This is a genomic window from Micromonospora sp. NPDC005367 (assembly GCF_040606825.1).
Taxonomy (GTDB): Bacteria; Actinomycetota; Actinomycetes; order Mycobacteriales; family Micromonosporaceae; genus Micromonospora.
In genome coordinates this window covers 71,329-88,566 of the sequence record NZ_JBEXFP010000005.1, presented here as the reverse complement: position 1 = coordinate 88,566, position 17,238 = coordinate 71,329, and the positions used below count along the sequence as shown (strand labels likewise).

The following is a 17,238-nucleotide window of genomic DNA, read 5'->3' as shown; positions in this document are numbered from 1 at the left end:
GCCGTCGCCGGTCACCCGCGCGGCAGCCGCACCTCTGCGACCGTACCGCCACCGGCCCTTGGTCTGAGGGATACCCATCCGTTCTGCTGTTCAACGATCCGGCGGACGAGATAGAGACCGAGCCCGGCCCCCGGATAGCCGCGACGGTCCCCGGACTCGCCCTGCCAGAACCGGTCGAAGGCCCGCTCGACATGTTCCGGCCGGATGCCTATGCCCCGGTCGTTGACCCGGAAGGAGACCATCTGACCGTCCGGCCGGGCGCTGATCTCGATGGGCGAGCCCGGTGCGGAGTACTTGCCGGCGTTGGTGGCCAGCTCGGTCAGCACGGTGGCGAGGCTCGGCCGGTGGCCGAGCGCCTTGGGCAGGTCGGCCGGCAGGTCGAGGGTGATTCGGTGGCGCAGCTCGGCGGGAAGGTCGCCGGCCGCGGCCCGCAGGGCGTCCCCGAGGTCGAACGGGGTGGGCGGCTCGTCGCCGGGCCCCGCCTCGGCGGCGGAGGAGAGCAGCCGGTCGAGCAGCCGTGCCAGCTCGTTCGACCGCTGGCCGATCACCCGGGCGGCCTGGCGTCGGTCGGCGTCGGTCAGCGACTCCCAGTGGTCGGTCAGGGTGTCCGCGTACCCCTTGATCACGGTGACCGGGGTGCGCAGCTCGTGGCTGGTCACCGCCACGAAGAGGTCGCGCTCGTGGTCGCGGCGCTGCTGGTCGGTGATGTCGCGGAACGTGACCACCCGCAGGGCGCCGAGACCCGGCACATCGCCGGAGGTGATCCGTAGCCAGCGACCGTCCGGCAGGCGGTGGTCGAGCACCTGGCCGGACGGGGGGATGGGGAACGGCAGAGGTCGGCTGAGCGCCTGGTCGGCGGCCTGGCCGGTCACCTGAGCCGCCGCCGGGTTCCAGAGCCGTACGCGCCCGTCGCGGTCAACCACGGCGAGCCCGTCGGCGAGGGCCGCGACGACCGGGCCGTCGCCGTGCACCGGCAGACCGGTCTGGTCGCCGTACATGTGGGCGATGCAGGAGGCGAGGTACGCGATCACCGCGTGGTGATCGTCGTCCGGCTCGTCGGAGTCGTCCGCGTAGACGACGTGCAGGCTGCCGACCGTGTGCCCGCCGATCTCCGCCCGGGAGACGACCATCCGGCGCAGGCCCCGGTCGGCGAGTTCGCCGGGGAAGGTACCGGCGAGCTGGTCCGTCCGGACCTGCTGCACCCGGGGGCCGGAGAGCAGGCAGACGGTGGCCGGGTCGTTGGCGGGCAGTGGCCGGCCCACGGTCCATTCGGCGGCGCCCGTCGCGGAGATGACCCGCCCGCCGGTCGGCCCGAACTCGACGAATGCCGTGGCGGCCGCGCCGAGCGCCGGTTGGGCCACCCGCAGGAGCTGGGTGAGGACGGGAAGTCCGGCGTCACCAGAGTTGATCATTTCGATCACGACGGTGTGGCCGGCGATGAGAGCGGCGAAATCGATGCGCTCCGGCATGTCCCGAGTGTGCCCCGTCGGCCTGATTTTGGGCACCCCCGGGCAGATCCCTCGGGTCGGTTCGCGTCCGCCCGTTCGTCCGGTCAGCGGCCGAGACGAGCCAGGGTCTGTGCGGGCCGATCGGTGATGATGCCGTCCACCCCGGCGGTGAGCACGAGGTCGAGGTCCTCGGGCTCGTTCACCGTCCAGACGTACACCTGGTTGCCGGCCGCGCGCAGCGCCGGCAGCAACTGCGGGCGGGCCCGCACCAGCGCGATGCCCGGCCCGGCGACGCGGGTGCCGAACGGCAGGCGGCCGAGCCGCAGCCAGCGCGGCAGCACCTCGAGCAGGAGCACGGTGGGCAGGGCGGGGGCGAGGTCCCGGATCCGGCGTACGGCCAGCGGCGCGAACGACATCACGGTGACCTGGACCGGGTCGTCCGGCTTCGGCTCGGTCAGCCCGTAGCGGCGCAGCAGCGCGACCAGTCGCCGTTCCACGTCGCGGCCGTAGCGGGACGGGTGCTTCGTCTCGATCAGCAGCCGGACCGGCCGACCGGCGGCCAGCACCGCGTCGAGCAGCCGCTCCAGGGTGAGCAGCCGGGTGTGCGTGTCGTCCGGCTCGTCCCCCTCGCCCGGTACGCACCCGGGGTGCCAGGAACCGAAGTCGAGCTCCTCCAACTGGGCGAGGGTGCGGGCGCTGACCAGACCATGGCCGTTGCTGGTGCGATCCAACCGCCGGTCGTGTACGCAGACCAGGTGCCCGTCGCGGGTCAGCCGTACGTCGCACTCCAGCCCGTCGGCACCCTCGGCCAGCGCGCGCAGGTAGGCCGCGAGGGTGTGTTCGGGCAGGTCGTACGAGGCACCGCGGTGCGCGAAGACCAGAGGTTGGTCGCCCATCCCGGCCGCCTAGAGCACCCGGCCGGGCTGCCCGTCCTCGCCGATCACCGGGCGCCCGGCGTCGGCCCACTCGCCCATGCCGCCGGCCACGTTGCGCACCTGGTCCCAGCCGTTGCGCGCGAGGTACGCGACGACCTGGGCGGAGCGTCCGCCGGAGCGGCAGATGACGGCCACGTCCCGGTCGTCGGGCACCTCGGACAGCCGGGCCGGCAGCTCCATCATCGGCAGGTGGTGGGCGCCGGGCGCGTGGCCGGCGGCCCACTCGTCGTCCTCGCGGACGTCGAGCAGGTAGGTGTCGTCGGTGATCTCGCCGACGGTCATCGTGGGTACCTGGGATCCGAACACGGCTACCAAGCCTAGATCCTCGTCGAGGGAGATTGGCGGGGTCCGGGTCGTCGGCGCGGTCACAGCCGGACCACCCAGCGCGGATTGGCCCGGGTCCAGTCCGGCATGCGGGTGCCGCGTACGGCGTCGAACAGGCCGTTGCCTTTGTTCTCCAGCACCACGTACGACACCTCGTTGATGATCTCCGAGTGCGACGGCACCTGTACGCCCCGCAGCGCGTCCGGGGGTAGCCCGCGGAGGGCGAGGAGCAGGTCCTCCAGGGCCACCCCGTTGGTGTCCACGGTGAGTGAGCTGCCGACGGCACGGATCACCTGGTCGAGCTTGATCGGGTTGCTGCGCAGCCGGGTCTCGCCGGCCCGGTCCAGCATCGCCCGGAGCAGCTGCTGCTGGTGGCGCTGCCGGTCGTAGTCGCCGGCCGGCAGGTCGTAGCGCTGCCGGACGTAGTCCAGTGCCTCAGCACCGTTCATCTGGCGACAGCCGGGACTGAACACCCGGTTCGTGTGGATCGAGCGGACCTCGCGTTCCACGCACATCCGCACGCCGCCGAGCAGGTCCACCACCTGCCGGATGCCGGCGAAGTCGACCAGGGCGGCGCCGTCGAAGCGGACCCCGGTCAGCCGGGTCAGCGTGGCCGACAGGAGTTGGGCGCCCGCTTCCCCGCCGCGACCGTGCTCGAACGCGGCGTTGATCTTGTCGTCGCCCCCGGCGTAGCCGTTGCCCGCGGGTATCGCGACGAGCAGGTCGCGGGGGATGGAGACCAGGTACGCCTCCCGCAGCCCGGTCGGCACGTGCACGATGAGGATGGTGTCGGCGCGCTGCTCGGTGGTGTTGTCCCCCGGCCGACGGTCGGTGCCGATCAGCAGGTAGTTCAGTGGGCCGTCGAGGTCGGGGCGTTCGTTGCGGGCGCTGGCGTCGAGCAGATGCTCCTTGAGTACGGTGCGGTCGTACCGGTCGGTGAGCTGGTGGAGTCCGAACATGGTGAGCCCGGCCAGCACCACGAGGGTCAGACCGATCCCCAGCAGGACGCGGGGCCAGCGGGCGCGGCGTGTCCGGGCGGCCGCGCCGCCCGCCTCGGTCCGCTCGCCGTCGTCCCGGCCCGAACTGGACGTGGCCCCTCCCCGTTGCCGACGTGAGTCCTGCTCACGATCAGGCTACGGGTGGGGCCACGCCAATTGGTCCGTTTTGCCGATTCCGCCGTCACTTCCGGTTCGAGATGACCTCGGGGTGGTAGAAGACGTACTGGGCGAGCCGGTCCTCCTTGACCGCCTTGAACATCTCCAGCGAGTCCTCGCTCAGCACCTCCCGGCCATTGCTGTTGCCGTTGAAGGTGCCGGCGTTCGTCTTGAGCATGATCAGCTCGTTTCCGGTCACGCCGCGCATGGTCAAGGCGAGTTCCTCGATCTTGGCGCCGCCGGTGTCCAGCACGAGCGCCTTGCCGGCCGCCTTGACGATCTGCTGGAGCTTGAGCGGGTTGGTCAGCATGCCCTTGTCGGTGGCCTTGCGGGCCATCGCCTTGATCAGCTGCTGCTGGTTGGCCTGCCGGTCGTAGTCGCCGTTCGTGAGGGTCTTGCGCTGCCGGGCGTAGTCCAGTGCCGCCCAGCCCTCCATCTCCCGGCAGCCCTTCTTGTGCACCACCGGCTTCATCGGCTTACCGGTCTTCTTGGCGTCCGCGTTCCACATCGGCTTGCCGTCCACGTACGACATGTGGATCGACTGGACCTCCTGCTTGACACAGATCCGCACCGTGCCGAGCGTGTCGATCACGTTCTTGAAGCCGCCGAAGTTGATGATCGCGCCGCCGTCGAAGCTCACCCCGGTGAGCTCCTTGATGGTCTTCGCCATCCACTGGGCGCCGCCCTCCCAGCCGCCGCCGTTGCGGGCGCCGATCTGGAAGGCCGCGTTGATTTTCTCGGTGCCGCCGTTCCAGTCGGCCTTCTTCAACGCGGGGATGTGCGCCTCGGTGTCCCGCGGGATGGAGATCAGGTAGGCCTGGTCGTGCGTGGCGGGGATGTGCAGGACGATGATCGAGTCCGACCGGACGTTGTCCGCATCCCACCGCTCCCGCGCGTCCACGCCGAGCAGCAGCATGTCGATCGGGCCGTCCAGGCTCGCACCGCCCTCGGCGTCGGTTTTGCCGGCGTCGCCGAGCAGGTTGCGTTGCGCGATCCCGCCAGTCGCCTGGCTGATCAGTGCCTTGCTGCCGACGATCGCGGCGCCGCTGGTCAGCATCAGCACCGCGCCGAACACGACGGTGAGTCGGGCCCAGAGTGGGTCCTTTCGCCGGGTGCGCTTCTTCCTGGGCGCGATCGGGTCGGCGCCGCGGGTACGGGCCTGGGAGGGGATGGCCGCGGAACCGCCGGCGGACGGACGAGAGCGATCCAGCGACGGGGGGCGACGGCTGGTTTGAACCGGCATGCGTGCTCCAGCTCGCGTTGTCGGGGGGCGGGACCACTGTACGGATACTTTGCGGTCATGGCGAGTTCGCCAAGGCGCAAATTCCGCAACACCCGGCGGGACGTCAGGCGTACTGACTGATCAGCCAGATCGATCGCGACCGATCAGCGACTGACTTTCGGCAACTGGAAACCTTCTCATCGACGCCGGGCCGTCAACCCCCTGGGCGAACGGCTGATCAGCCGCCGTCGCTCTTCTTCTCCTGGTTGGCCTTCACCCAGTCGGCCATCGTGTCGGCCGAGATGGCCCGGTACATCGCGAGCGCCTTCTCCCGGTCGGAAACCACCACCGATTCTCCGTCGATCATGTCGCTGCCGGAGTTCGGGCTGGTCACGAAGGTCAGGTTCTCACCTCGCAGGTTGCGGAACTGCAATCCCATGTCGACCAACGAGAAGCCCTGGTCGACGGTGACGGCGTCGGTCACCGACTGGAGGAAGGCGTTCAGCTTCCGCGGGCTGCTCAACGTGCCGCTGCTCGCCGCCTTGTCCATCAGGGCGCGCAGGAACTCCTGCTGGTGCCGCATCCGGGCGAAGTCCCCGTCCGGGAATTGCTTGCGCTGCCGGATCCAGTCCAGCGCCTCGGTGCCGTCCATGTGGTTCATGCCCTTGGTGAACGTCCGGTACGGCTTGTGGATCGAGGTGACGGTGCGCTCGACGTTCAGGTCGACCCCGCCGAGCGCGTCGGTGACCTGCTTGAAGCCGGCGAAGTCGATCGCCATGACGTGATCGATCCGGACATCGGTGAAGCACTCGACGGTGCGTACCGCGAGCGGCAGACCGCCGAACGCGAAGGCCGCGTTGATCTTCGCTCGCCGTCCGGAGCCGCAGTCGGCGCCGGCGCTCTCCGGAACCGGCACGTACAGGTCACGCGGAATGGAGACCAGGTAGGCCTCCTGGTGATCGGCCGGGATGTGCATCACGATGATCGTGTCGGCCCGCCACTTGCCGGCCTGGTCGACCGGCGCGTCCGGGTCCCGCGAGTCACTGCCGACCAGCAGGATGTTGAGCGCACCCTCCACCGTCTTGGCCGGCCGTCCCTCGGTGATCTCCGAGAACGGGTCCGTCCGGGCCAGATCGTTGTCGAGATTGCGTACGTAGAGCCAGGCGCCGACGCCGCCGATCAACGCGAGCACCAGGACGGCGATGCCGACCACGAGCGCGATCCGCCCCCACCGCGGCCGCGGCCCACGCCGGCCCGGTCGACCGCCCCCGGGGCCGGGAGGACCCCCCGGCCCGCCCGGGCCGCCGGGCCCGCCACCCTGCGGCACCTCGTCGTACGACGACCGGTACCCGTCGGACGCCCGGACCCGCCCGGTGGTCCCACGAGCAGTACCGGGGACCGGTGCGCGCCCGGAGCCGGGCGCCGGTGCGCGCCCGGAGCTGCGGTGCAGGTGGGGGCGCGGGCCGGCGGCGGACGAGATGGCTGACATGTAAGTCAGGGTACGTACGATCGGCCAGCGCCGCCCTCAGGCGACACTCAGGTTCCGTCCGGCGAGCTGCCTGCTCAGGCTCAGGACAGGCGGCTGCGGAAGTGCTCGATCGTGCGCCGCAGGCCGTCCTCGGGTGTCACGGTCGGCTCGTAACCGAGCAGCGTCCGGGCGAGGGTCAGGTCGGGCCGGCGCATCTCCGGGTCGTCTGCGCTGCGCGTGATGTAGGTCACCTCGGAGCTGCTGCCGCTGAGCGAAATGATGGTCTCGGCGAGCTGGCGCATGCTCATCTCGTGCTCGGTCCCGCAGTTGATCGGGCCGGTTTCGGTGGAGTCGAGCAGCAGCAGGATGCCCCGGACGAGGTCCTCCACGTAGCAGATCGACCGGGTCTGGTCGCCGGTCCCGTGCACTGTGATCGGCTCACCGCGCAGGGCCTGGGAGATGAAGGTGGGGATGGCCCGGCCGTCGTCCGGCCGCATCCGCGGACCGTACGTGTTGAAGATCCGTACGATCGCGGTGTCCAGCCCCCGGCTGCGGTGGTACGCCATGGTCGCCGCTTCCGAGAAGCGCTTGGCCTCGTCGTAGACGCTGCGCAGACCGATCGGGTTGACGTTGCCCCAGTACGACTCGCGCTGCGGGTGCTCCTTCGGGTCCCCGTACGCCTCGGAGGTGGAGGCCATCAGGAACCGGGCGCCGTCGGTGACCGCTCGATCGAGCAGGTGCAGGGTTGCCACCGAGCCGACCCGGAGGATCTCCACCGGCAGCTTCTCGAAGTCGGTCGGGCTGGCGGGGGAAGCCATGTGCAGGATCGCGTCGAACCGCTCGGCCAGGGCCGGATGCGCCGGCAGCCCGTCGGAGATGTCCGCCTCGACCATCGTGAACGCCGGCGTGTCCAGCAGGTGGGCGACGTTCTCCTTCGACCCGGTGACGAAGTTGTCCAGTGCGACCACCGTGCAACCGCGTGCTATCAGGGCGTCCACCAGGTGCGACGGCACGAAGCCGGCACCGCCGGTGACGAGGATTCGGTGACCGGAGCCGAAGCGGGGTGCGACCTTCATGGCCGTCAGCTTACTTAGCGTCGCCGGTTCTTCAGCCCCCGGCAGGTGAGTCGCGACGACCCGATGGCCGCCCGGCAGCCGGCACCGTCCGCTCCCGTGCGTGATCAGGCAGCGAGAAGGGCACCCCCCGTTGCGGTGGGTGCCCTTCTCGGTGGTCGGTCAGTGCGCGCCGGCGCCGGTCAGGGACCGCACCTCCAGTTCCGCGTACTTCTCCTCGTCACGCTCCTTGGAGACGAGTGTGCCGATCCACCCGCAGAGGAACCCGATCGGGATGGAGATGAGACCCGGGTTGGAGAGCGGGAACCACTGCCAGTCGTGGTCGGGGAACATCGCGGTCGGTGCTCCGGAGACCACCGGTGAGAAGAACACCAGCACCACCGCGGCGAGCAGGCCGCCGTAGATGGCCCAGACCGCGCCCGAGGTGTTGAACCGCTTCCAGAACAGGCTGTAGAGGATCGCCGGCAGGTTGCCGGAGGCGGCCACCGCGAAGGCGAGCGCCACCAGGAACGCCACGTTCAGGTTCTGCGCGAAGATGGAGAGCGCGATCGAGACCGCACCGATCACCAGCGCGGAGATCCGGGCGACGTTCACCTCCTGCCGCTCCGACGCCTGCCCGTTCTTGACCACGTTGGCGTAGAAGTCGTGCGCGAGGCTCGACGAGGAGGCCAGGGTCAGCCCGGCCACCACGGCGAGGATGGTGGCGAACGCTACCGCGGCGATGATCGCGAGCAGGGTGGCCCCGCCCAGTTCGCCGCCGAGGAAGTCCACTCCGAGCACCTGGGCGAGCTGTGGTGCCGCCGTGTTGCCGGCCCGGTCCTGCGCGGTGATCGCCTCGCCACCGACCAGGGCCGCCGCGCCGAAGCCGAGGGCCAGGGTGAGCAGGTAGAAGGTGCCGATGATGCCGATCGCCCAGAGCACGCTCTTGCGGGCGGCCTTCGCGGTCGGCACGGTATAGAAGCGAATCAGGATGTGCGGCAGGCCGGCGGTGCCGAGCACCAGGGCGATGCCGAGCGAGAGCAGGTCCATCTTGTTGTAGAAGGTCTGCGTCGCGTTGCCGGCGACCTCGACGCCGTAGCGCAGGCCGGGTTCCAGGAATGCGCTGCCCTTGCCCGAGGAGGACGCGGCGTCACCGAGCAGCGACGACAGGTTGAACTTGTACTTGGCGAGCACCAGCAGCGTCATGACCACTGCGCCGGTCATGAGCAGGAACGCCTTGACGATCTGTACGTAGGTGGTGCCCTTCATGCCACCCACCGTGACGTAGATGATCATCAAGGCGCCGACCATGATGATGGTGGCGATCTTGGCGGCGTCCGCGTCCATGCCGAGGAACGTGGTGCCCGGCTTGATGCCGAGCAGCAACGCGACCAGCGCGCCGGCGCCCACCATCTGCGCCAGCAGATAGAAGATCGACACAGTGATGGTGGAGACCGCGGCGGCGGTACGCACCGGACGCTGGCGCATCCGGAAGGCCAGCACGTCGGCCATCGTGTACCGGCCGGAGTTGCGCAGCAGTTCCGCGACGAGCAGCAGCGCCACCAGCCAGGCGACCAGGAACCCGATCGAGTAGAGGAAACCGTCGTACCCGTAGAGGGCGATGAGGCCGGCGATGCCGAGGAACGAGGCGGCCGACATGTAGTCGCCGCCGATCGCCATGCCGTTCTGGAAGCCGGAGAAGGAACGGCCGCCGGCGTAGAAGTCGGTGGCGGTCTTGGTCTGCCGGCTGGCCCAGATCGTGATCGCCAGGGTCACCGCTACGAAGATCAGGAAGAGCGTGATGGTCAGGTTGCGGGCGGTGGTGCCGCCCGCCTCAGCCGCGAATGCCGGACTCATGGGTCACCTCCCCGATCTCGTCGCGGATCCGGTCGGCGACCGGATCGATCTTCCGATCGGCGTGCCGGGAGTAGAGCCAGGCGATCAGGAACGTGGACACGAACTGGAGCAGGCCGAAGACCAGCGCGACGTTGATGTTGCCGATCAGCTTCGTGCCCATGAAGCCCCGCGCGTACGCGGAGAGGATCACGTAGAGCGCGTACCACAGGAAGAACGCGACGGTCATCGGAAAGACGAAGCCGCGCAGGGCGCGACGCAGGCCGGCGAACTCGTCCGACCGTTGTACGGCGAGATACCGGTCGGGCGCGGACGCGGCCGGCGTGGGTGTGTCCGTGGACATTTTGTGGATCACCACCTTCACAGGCGTCGGGGGTTTCGCGCACGTTAGAAAGCGCGCTCCCCGGCGGGGAAGGCCGAGATCGCCGTCGGTCGGCGGCTGCGCCGAACGGCGGGATGGCTGCGCCGAGTGACTCAGGTCACCCCGCTGAGCGGTCGGTGGTCATCAGGTCAGCTCTCGGTAGCGGCCCCGGTAGTGCAGCAGCGGCGCCGCCTCCTCGACCATCTCCACCGCCTCGATGGTCGCCTCGACCAGCAGCGCCCAGCCGTACTCCCGGGCGCTGTCGAGCCGGCAGCCGGCCCACCCGCCGGCGTCCGTCGGTACCGGACCGTACGGCGTCTCGGTCCAGGCGCCGACGGCGAACAGCCCGCCCGGGGACGGGAACAGACCGGCGAAGCGGTCGGCGAGTTGCCGGTGCACCGGGCCCAGCGGCGCCACCGCGAACCGCCCGGCCGACTCGGCCGCCGCCCAGAAGTCCGACTCGGCATCGATCAGTCCGAGCAGCCGGTCCGGCTCCCCCTCGGCGACCAGGGTGGACGACACGGTCAGCCCAGCCGGCCCGGGTGCCGTCCAGAGCGTGACCGGCGCGGCGAGACGACCCCGTAGCCGGCGCGCGGGCGAGCGTTGACCGGCCGGCACAGCGAACGGATCGGTGTGGTGGATCTCCGCTCCGGGCTCATGATTCACGTGAAACATTGTGCCCGTTGTGCCGGATCAGGTGCCGCTGTACGGGTCGAGCGTCACCGCCGAGACCCGGCGTCAGCGGCGAGGGGTGACCGCCGCCAGCAACTCCGCTTGGCGGCGGTCCAGGACGTCCCCGGCCAGGTAGGCGCCGAGCAGCGCGGCACCCAGTCCGTACGCCGCGCCGACCGGCAGAGCGAGCCAGTGCCAGACGTCGCCGAGCAGTGCGGCCGCCACCACCATCGGCACGGCGGCCACCGCCGTGGCCAACATGGCGAGCATGGTGAGGAAGCTCTTGGCCACTCCGGCGCCGCTGTTCAACGCGAACGGGTTGCTCGTCTCGGGCAGGGCGTACGCGCCGAGCACCGAGACGAAGCTGTTCACGGCCAGCCCCGCACCGTAGCTGGCGAAGAGCCCGCCCGCGGTCAGCCCGATCCACCCCGGCCGGTCGAGCACCACCGCGATCACGATCGAGACCACCGCCAGCATCGGCATCACGTAGATCGAGAACGCGGTCATCCGGGCCCGCAGCTCCTGCTGGCCGCGTACGCCGGCCACCACGTGCGCGGCGTACGCGCTGCCGTCGAAACCGAACTGGTTGGCCAGGGTGACCGCGGCGACCACACCCACGAAAAGCATGGAGAGGCTGACCAGCCCGGCCGACGGCTCGGCGCTGCCCTGGCCGAAACCCTGCTCGCTGCTCATGGTGAACCCGGCTCCGCCGAGGTTGACCAGCACCGGGACGAAGATGCCGACCACCGCGATGGTGATCAGGTTGGCCCGCCGGCGGGCGTCCCGCCACCAGTAGCGGGCCTCCCGGGCCACCAGCGCGCCGAACTGGTCACGCCGGGCCCACCCGGCGGCACGTGGGAAGAGCTGGCTGACCGCGCCGCCGGTCGGGTTGCTCTTCGCCCGGGCGCCTCCGGAGCTCGCCGCGCCCACCATCGCCGACTCCAGCGACCGGGACCACCAGCCGACCAGCGCCAGCAACGCGAGCGCGGTGATCAGCAGTTTGATCGGCGCGGCCCAGGCTCGACCCTCGGCCACGTCGATGCCGGCCGTCCAGGGTGCCCCGAACGGAGTCCACCCGACCACCTCCGACACCCCGGTGAGGCTGTCCCAGTCGGTCTCCTGCAACGCCGAGATGCCGACCAGCTGCAACGGGCCGAGCAGTGCGGCGGCGACGGCGAGCAGCACGGCGGCCAGATCGCGGACCCGGCGCGAGCGCAGCATGGACGCGAACGCGCTGGTGACCGCCCGGGCGGCGGCCACGCAGAGCAGCACCCCGGCGAGTACCCCGACCACCTGCACGAGGGCCGCCGACCAGCCGCCGAGCGCGCCGGCGGTGGCCACCAGCCCGAAGAGCGCCAGCAGCGTCGCGACCGCCGGCACGCTCACGAGGGCGGCCGCGAACAGCCCGGTGACCAGCGTCCGGCGCGGCAACGGCAGCAGTGCGAAGCGGGCCGGGTCGAGCGTCTCGTCCACGCCGAAGAAGACCAGCGGCAGCAGCAGCCAGCCGAGCACCAGCAGGCCGCCGCCGAACGCGGCGACCATCGGCGCAAACCGACCGTCGTCGGCGAACCCGGGCGTGGCGAACAGGACGAAGCCGGTGCCGGCGAGCCAGAGCCCGAACAGCGCGCCGACCACGAAGAGAGCGATCCGCCAGCCCTGACCGCGGAAGTTGTTGCCCATCACGCGCAGCTTGAGCCGGACGAAGTGCCGGGCCGACACCCGGCGGGCCGGGACCGCCGGCGCGGTCAGTTCGACAGCCACGCCAGCTCCTCACCGGTCGCCGTCCGGCCGCCGACGACCTCGACGAAGACGTCCTCGAGCGAGCGCTTCCCGCGTACCTCCTCGATCGTGCCGACCCGCTTGATCGCGCCCTCGGCCAGGATCGCCACGTGCGAGCAGAGCCGCTCCACGACCTCCATCACGTGGCTGGAGAAGATCACCGTCCCGCCGCTGGCGACGTACCGCGCCAGGATGTCCCGGATCAGCGCGGCCGAGACCGGGTCGACCGCCTCGAACGGCTCGTCCAGCACCAGCAGGCGGGGCCCGTGCAGCAGCGCGCAGGCCAGGCCGATCTTCTTCTTCATGCCGGCCGAGTAGTCCACCACCAGCGTGCGGCCCGCGTCGGTGAGCGCCAGCACGTCGAGCAGCTCGGCCGTCCGCTGGTCGACCACCGCCGGGTCCATGCCGCGCAGCAGACCGTGGTACGCCAGCAGCTCCGCGCCGCTGAGCCGGTCGAAGAGGCGTACGCCGTCGGGCATCACGCCGAGCAGCTGCTTCGCGCGGACCGGGTCGACCCAGACGTCCTGCCCGAGCACCCGGGCCTGGCCCGCGTCCGGCCGGAGCAGCCCGACGGCCATGGAGAGCGTGGTGGTCTTGCCGGCGCCGTTCGGCCCGAGCAGGCCGTAGAAGGAGCCGGCCGGTACGTCCAGGTCGACGCCGGCCACCGCCACCTTGCCGTCGAACCGCTTGGCCAGGCCACGAAGGGACAGCGCCGGGTGCTCATCGGTCATGCAGCAGAACCTATCCCTCCGACGCGACCCGGTAGTCCCGCCCGGGGATGACCTTCCGTCATTCCGAGGGCGTACAGGTCCCGGTTCCGGCGCGCTCCGACCCGGCCGTCTGACGTTCTCCCGTCATCGCGGATGCCGGTAGCGCCCCTCCTCGACGGGCGTGGTCGAGGAGGGGCCTCATCAGAGGCGCAGGGTGTCCGGGGCGTGCAGGCGGAGCATGGTCGCGCCGACGTCGGTGGGTACGCGCCGCCGGGTGGCCGCCGAGACCAGCACCGTCACGGTGAACGCCAGCGGCACCGTCCATGCCGCCGGCTGCGCAACGAGCGTCGCCGGCCAACCGGACAACGGTGGGCCGACCACTGTCACCAGCACGGCCGCGATCGCCGCGCCGCCGCCGACGAGCACCCCGGCGGCGGCACCGAGGTCGGTCAGCCCCCGCCACCAGATGCCGAGCACCAGCAGCGGACAGAAGCTGGACGCGGCGACGGCGAAGGCGAGCCCGACCACCTGCGAGACGTCCAGCCCGGAGACGTTCAACGCGAGGATCGCGGGCACGGTGCCGGCGATCACGGTGGCCAGCCGGAAGCCGCGTACCGAGCCGCGTCCGAGCACATCCGTCGAGATCACCCCGGCCACGCTGGTGAGCAGGCCGGACGAGGTGGAGAGGAAGGCGGCGAACGCGCCGGCCGCCACGAGGGCGGCGAGCAGCCGGCCGGTCGCTCCGTCGCCGAGGGCCGCCTCCGGCAGGAGCACCACCACCGCGTCGGTCTGCCCCGTGACCAGCAACTGCGGGGTGTAGATGCGGCCGAGCACCCCGTAGATGGTGGGCAGCAGGTAGAACAGGCCCACCAGCGCCAGCACGACCAGCGTGGTACGGCGGGCCGCCGCCCCGTCCGGATTGGTGTAAAAGCGCACCAGCACGTGCGGCAGTCCCATGGTGCCGAGGAACGTGGCCAGGATCAGGGAGTACGTGGCGAACAGGCCCCGGTCGTCGGCGCCGGCCGTGCTCGGAAGCAGCCAGTCGGTGCCGTCGATGGTCACGCCGGCCACCTGCGGCACCGGATCGCCGGCGTGGAAGGAGATGGTCTCGCCGGGCCGTACCGCCCGGATCTCGCCGTCGGGGAACGTGAGGTTCGCGGGATGCTCGACCACGACGCTGGTCTCGGCCCGGAACAACGGCCCGTCCGGCGGTGCGACGGCCGGCCGGGCGTCGGCCTGCCACTGGAGGGCCAGGAAGATCGCCGGTACGGCGAGCGCGGTCAGCTTGAGCCAGTACTGGAACGCCTGGACGAAGGTGATCGCGCGCATGCCACCCAGCGCGACGTTCGCGGTGACCACGACGGCCACCAGCACGGCACCGACCGGGTACGCGGAGCCGGTGACCGTGGCGAGGGTGAGGCCGGCGCCCTGGAGCTGCGGCACCAGGTAGAGCCAGCCGATGAAGATCACGAAGGCGGTGGCGAGGATGCGCAGCCGGCGGGAGCCCAGCCGCAGCTCGCAGAAATCGGGCAGGGTGAACGCACCGGAGCGGCGCAGCGGGGCGGCCACGAAGAGCAGCAGGGCCAGGTAGCCGGCGGCGAAGCCGACCGGATACCAGAGCACGTCCACGCCGTACTTGAGGATCAGTCCGGCGACGCCGAGGAAGGACGCCGCCGACAGGTACTCCCCGCCGATCGCGGCCGCGTTCCACGTCGGACTGATCGCCCGGGAGGCGACGAGGAAGTCGGAGGTGGTCCGGGCCAGCCGCAGCCCGTAGAAGCCGATGCCGACGGTGAGCAGGGTGACCGCGACGATCGCCGGTACGACGAGGCCGTTGCCCACCTCAGCGCTCCGGCCGCTGGACCAGGTCGGTGAAGTCCTGCTCATTGCGTTCGGCCAGTCGCACGTACGCCCAGCCCACTCCGATCAGGAACGGGAAGCTCACCACCCCGAGCAGCAGCCAGGGCAGCTTCACCCCGAGCACGGTGACCCGGCTGACCGAGGGCGCGATGGCGAACAGCCAGGGCAGGCCACCGAGCCCGATCATCACCACCAGGGAGAGCCGCAGCGCCAGGGCGAGCTGGGCCCGCACCAGCCCCCGGACGAGCGCCTCACCGACCCGGGTCTGCTCGGCCAGTTCGGCACGGGTCCGGTCGCCCCGGTCCTCGCGGCCGGAGACGTTGGCCAGCACGATCCGCGTCCGCGGTCGGGGGACCGACCGGCCGCCGGTCGCGGACTGCACCGGGGCTTCCGGCCTCCCTTCGGCACCGGGTGTCGACGCGCGATCGTCGATGGCGGACACCCCGGCAGTCTCGTTGGTTCGATGGGATTGTCAAGAGCGCCGAGGTCGATCGGGCAGCGGGCCCAGGGTGGGAAGCGGGCGTGCGGACCCGTGGGAAGCGTTGTGCACAACCTGTGGATTACGGGTCACTCCTGTGGATAACCCGGTGGAGAACGGGGCCGGCGTGCCCTGCCACCCGGCGCCGGACGGCGGCCACGACGACCGCTTCCGCTCGTCGCCGGTGCCGCCGTCGGCGGGCCACGATCCGACGTGCAGGGTGTGCGGGGGTCAGGACAGGCCGACGCGGTCCGGTCGTGCGGAGGCGGAGCCGAGCCAGGTGTGCGGGTTGCCGTACCAGCACCAGCCGAGCTTCGGCGCGCCCTGGCTGATCCAGAGCGCCGGGACCCGCTTGTCCCCGCAACGCGACCCGACCAGCGAGAAGCACTTGTTCTTCGCCAGTGCGGCGGGGTGCAGCGTGACGAAGGCGATCCCCTCGTCGATGGTGAGCGGCAACCGGCCCTGGCCGGTGATGCGCTCCATCGCCGACGAGGGGGCCAGGTTCAGCGTCTCCTCCCCGCGGTCCACGTCGAAGAGTAGGTACGCCGGCCCGGCCGGCACCTCCAGCTCCTTGATCGGGTCGAAGCGGGCCAGGTCGTCGTCGGCGTAGTGCCGGTCGAGGAAGCCGGGCTTGCGCTTGCCGGCCAGCGTGGTGAGCGGCAGGCGTTCCTCCACTGGGATCAGGTCGCGGGTGACCACCAGCAGGAACGGCACCCGTGCCGCGGTGGGGGTCGGCAGGCCGGCCGCGCCGGTGACGGCGGCCGCTCGCAGCGGGGCGACGAGGTCCCGGAAGTCGTCCTCGGTCGTTCCGGCCAGCTTGGGGTAGCCGAGTTCCACCAGGCGCTGCACCTGGCGGTCGAACTCGGCGGTGGCGTCGTACAGGGCGTCGGGCACGGCGTCCTCCTCGATGTCGTACGGCCTGTCGTACAGCGTACGACAGGCCGTCTTCATTCCCGGCCGCCCGAGGGAACACGCGCTTGATCGACTCGACTTCCGCGCATGTCGCGGTGGCGGGGTGTCGCGGTGTCGCGGTGTCGCGAGCAAGCGGACCCCCGACTTCGACGAAGCCGGGTCGATCACCTCAACCGCTCGACCCGAGCAGGCGGATGCTCCGCCGGGGCGGGCAGGTCGGCACCGCGGTCAGCGGTTCCAGTCCTGCTTCGCCGCGCGAACCAGCTTGTCCTTCAGCTCCCGGGTGTGCCGGCGGCTGACCGGCAGCTCCGTGCCGTCGATGACCACCACGTAGCCGGAGTTCACCAACCGCAACTCGGCGATCAGCTTCAACTGCACCAGGTACGACCGGTGGATCCGCACGAACCCCGCGTCCGCCCAACGTTCCGCGAGGGTGGCCAGCGAGACCCGGACCAGGTGCGAGCCGTCCGCCGTGTGCAGCCGGGCGTAGTCCCCCTGCGCCTCCACCCAGCGCACCGCCGACCTCGGCAGCATCCGGGTCGTACCGGCCAGCTCGATCGGGATGGTCGGATCCTCCTCGGCCCGGGCCAGCGCCGCAGGGTGCGACGGCACCACCCGCGAACCGATCACCCGGCGCAGCGACTCGGCCAACCGGTCGGCGCGCACCGGCTTGCGCACGTAGTCGGTGGCGCCCAGGTCGAACGCGTCGACCGCGCCGTCGTCGTACGCGGTGACGAAGACGATCGCCGGCGGCCGGGCGAACCGGCGCAGCACCCGGGCCAGCTCCATCCCGTCCAGCCCGGGCATCCTGATGTCCAGGAAAACCACGTCCACGTCGCCGTCGCGGAGCAGCCGAAGCGCCTCCGTAGCGTCGCCGGCGGTGTGCAGCCGCGCCACCCGCGGGTCGGCCCGCAGGTGATACGCCAGCTCGTCGAGCGCCGGGGGCTCGTCGTCCACCGCCAGCACCCGGAGGAACCCCGATGGGTTCACCGCGCCGACCCGGCCGGTC

General features: G+C 71.1%; 15 protein-coding genes and 1 pseudogene. All 16 read right to left on the bottom strand.

Features of this window, described 5'->3' with window-relative positions; translation table 11 throughout:
• Positions 1-11: 11 nt before the first annotated feature.
• On the bottom strand, positions 12-1,469 hold the full coding sequence (locus ABZS42_RS05645; RefSeq protein WP_355142764.1) for an ATP-binding protein: 1,458 nt from the start codon (positions 1,467-1,469) through the stop codon (positions 12-14).
• Between the two features lie 83 nt (positions 1,470-1,552).
• The gene (locus tag ABZS42_RS05640) at positions 1,553-2,344 is read right to left on the bottom strand and encodes a glycerophosphodiester phosphodiesterase family protein (protein ID WP_355142763.1); all 792 of its coding nucleotides are present in this window, start codon (positions 2,342-2,344) and stop codon (positions 1,553-1,555) included.
• 9 nt (positions 2,345-2,353) lie between these two features.
• Positions 2,354-2,689 (bottom strand): rhodanese-like domain-containing protein, encoded by a 336-nt coding sequence (locus ABZS42_RS05635; protein ID WP_355142762.1) that lies wholly within the window; start codon positions 2,687-2,689, stop codon positions 2,354-2,356.
• A 59-nt stretch (positions 2,690-2,748) separates the two neighbouring features.
• Positions 2,749-3,687 (bottom strand): LCP family protein, encoded by a 939-nt coding sequence (locus tag ABZS42_RS05630; protein ID WP_355142761.1) that lies wholly within the window; start codon positions 3,685-3,687, stop codon positions 2,749-2,751.
• Positions 3,688-3,886: 199 nt separating this feature from the next.
• Positions 3,887-5,104 (bottom strand): LCP family protein, encoded by a 1,218-nt coding sequence (locus ABZS42_RS05625; RefSeq protein WP_355142760.1) that lies wholly within the window; start codon positions 5,102-5,104, stop codon positions 3,887-3,889.
• Between the two features lie 217 nt (positions 5,105-5,321).
• A complete protein-coding gene (locus ABZS42_RS05620) occupies positions 5,322-6,572 on the bottom strand; it encodes an LCP family protein (RefSeq protein WP_355142759.1) in 1,251 nt (416 codons plus the stop codon).
• 80 nt (positions 6,573-6,652) lie between these two features.
• Positions 6,653-7,627 (bottom strand): NAD-dependent epimerase/dehydratase family protein, encoded by a 975-nt coding sequence (locus ABZS42_RS05615; RefSeq protein ID WP_355142758.1) that lies wholly within the window; start codon positions 7,625-7,627, stop codon positions 6,653-6,655.
• 159 nt (positions 7,628-7,786) lie between these two features.
• Positions 7,787-9,460, bottom strand: coding sequence for a cation acetate symporter (locus ABZS42_RS05610; RefSeq protein WP_355142757.1), 1,674 nt, complete (start codon positions 9,458-9,460; stop codon positions 7,787-7,789).
• On the bottom strand, positions 9,438-9,800 hold the full coding sequence (locus ABZS42_RS05605) for a DUF485 domain-containing protein (protein ID WP_355142756.1): 363 nt from the start codon (positions 9,798-9,800) through the stop codon (positions 9,438-9,440). The genes ABZS42_RS05610 and ABZS42_RS05605 overlap by 23 nt, the downstream gene beginning before the upstream one ends.
• A 162-nt stretch (positions 9,801-9,962) precedes the next feature.
• A pseudogene (locus tag ABZS42_RS05600) lies at positions 9,963-10,493 on the bottom strand (flavin reductase family protein); the annotation flags it as partial.
• 63 nt (positions 10,494-10,556) lie between these two features.
• Positions 10,557-12,251, bottom strand: coding sequence for an ABC transporter permease (locus ABZS42_RS05595; RefSeq protein ID WP_355142755.1), 1,695 nt, complete (start codon positions 12,249-12,251; stop codon positions 10,557-10,559).
• Positions 12,236-13,000: an ABC transporter ATP-binding protein gene (locus ABZS42_RS05590; protein ID WP_355142754.1), complete on the bottom strand. Its 765-nt coding sequence runs from the start codon at positions 12,998-13,000 to the stop codon at positions 12,236-12,238. The genes ABZS42_RS05595 and ABZS42_RS05590 overlap by 16 nt, the downstream gene beginning before the upstream one ends.
• Before the next feature lie 180 nt (positions 13,001-13,180).
• Positions 13,181-14,821, bottom strand: a complete 1,641-nt coding sequence (locus tag ABZS42_RS05585) for a cation acetate symporter (protein WP_355142753.1) — start codon at positions 14,819-14,821, stop codon at positions 13,181-13,183.
• Between the two features lies 1 nt (position 14,822).
• Positions 14,823-15,221 carry a hypothetical protein gene (locus tag ABZS42_RS05580; protein ID WP_355142752.1) on the bottom strand — a complete coding sequence of 133 codons (399 nt, stop codon included), beginning with the start codon at positions 15,219-15,221 and terminating at the stop codon, positions 14,823-14,825.
• A gap of 327 nt (positions 15,222-15,548) precedes the next feature.
• The gene (locus tag ABZS42_RS05575) at positions 15,549-16,211 is read right to left on the bottom strand and encodes a DUF5701 family protein (protein ID WP_355142751.1); all 663 of its coding nucleotides are present in this window, start codon (positions 16,209-16,211) and stop codon (positions 15,549-15,551) included.
• Between the two features lie 246 nt (positions 16,212-16,457).
• Positions 16,458-17,219 carry a LytTR family DNA-binding domain-containing protein gene (locus tag ABZS42_RS05570; RefSeq protein ID WP_076473892.1) on the bottom strand — a complete coding sequence of 254 codons (762 nt, stop codon included), beginning with the start codon at positions 17,217-17,219 and terminating at the stop codon, positions 16,458-16,460.
• Positions 17,220-17,238: the final 19 nt, after the last annotated feature.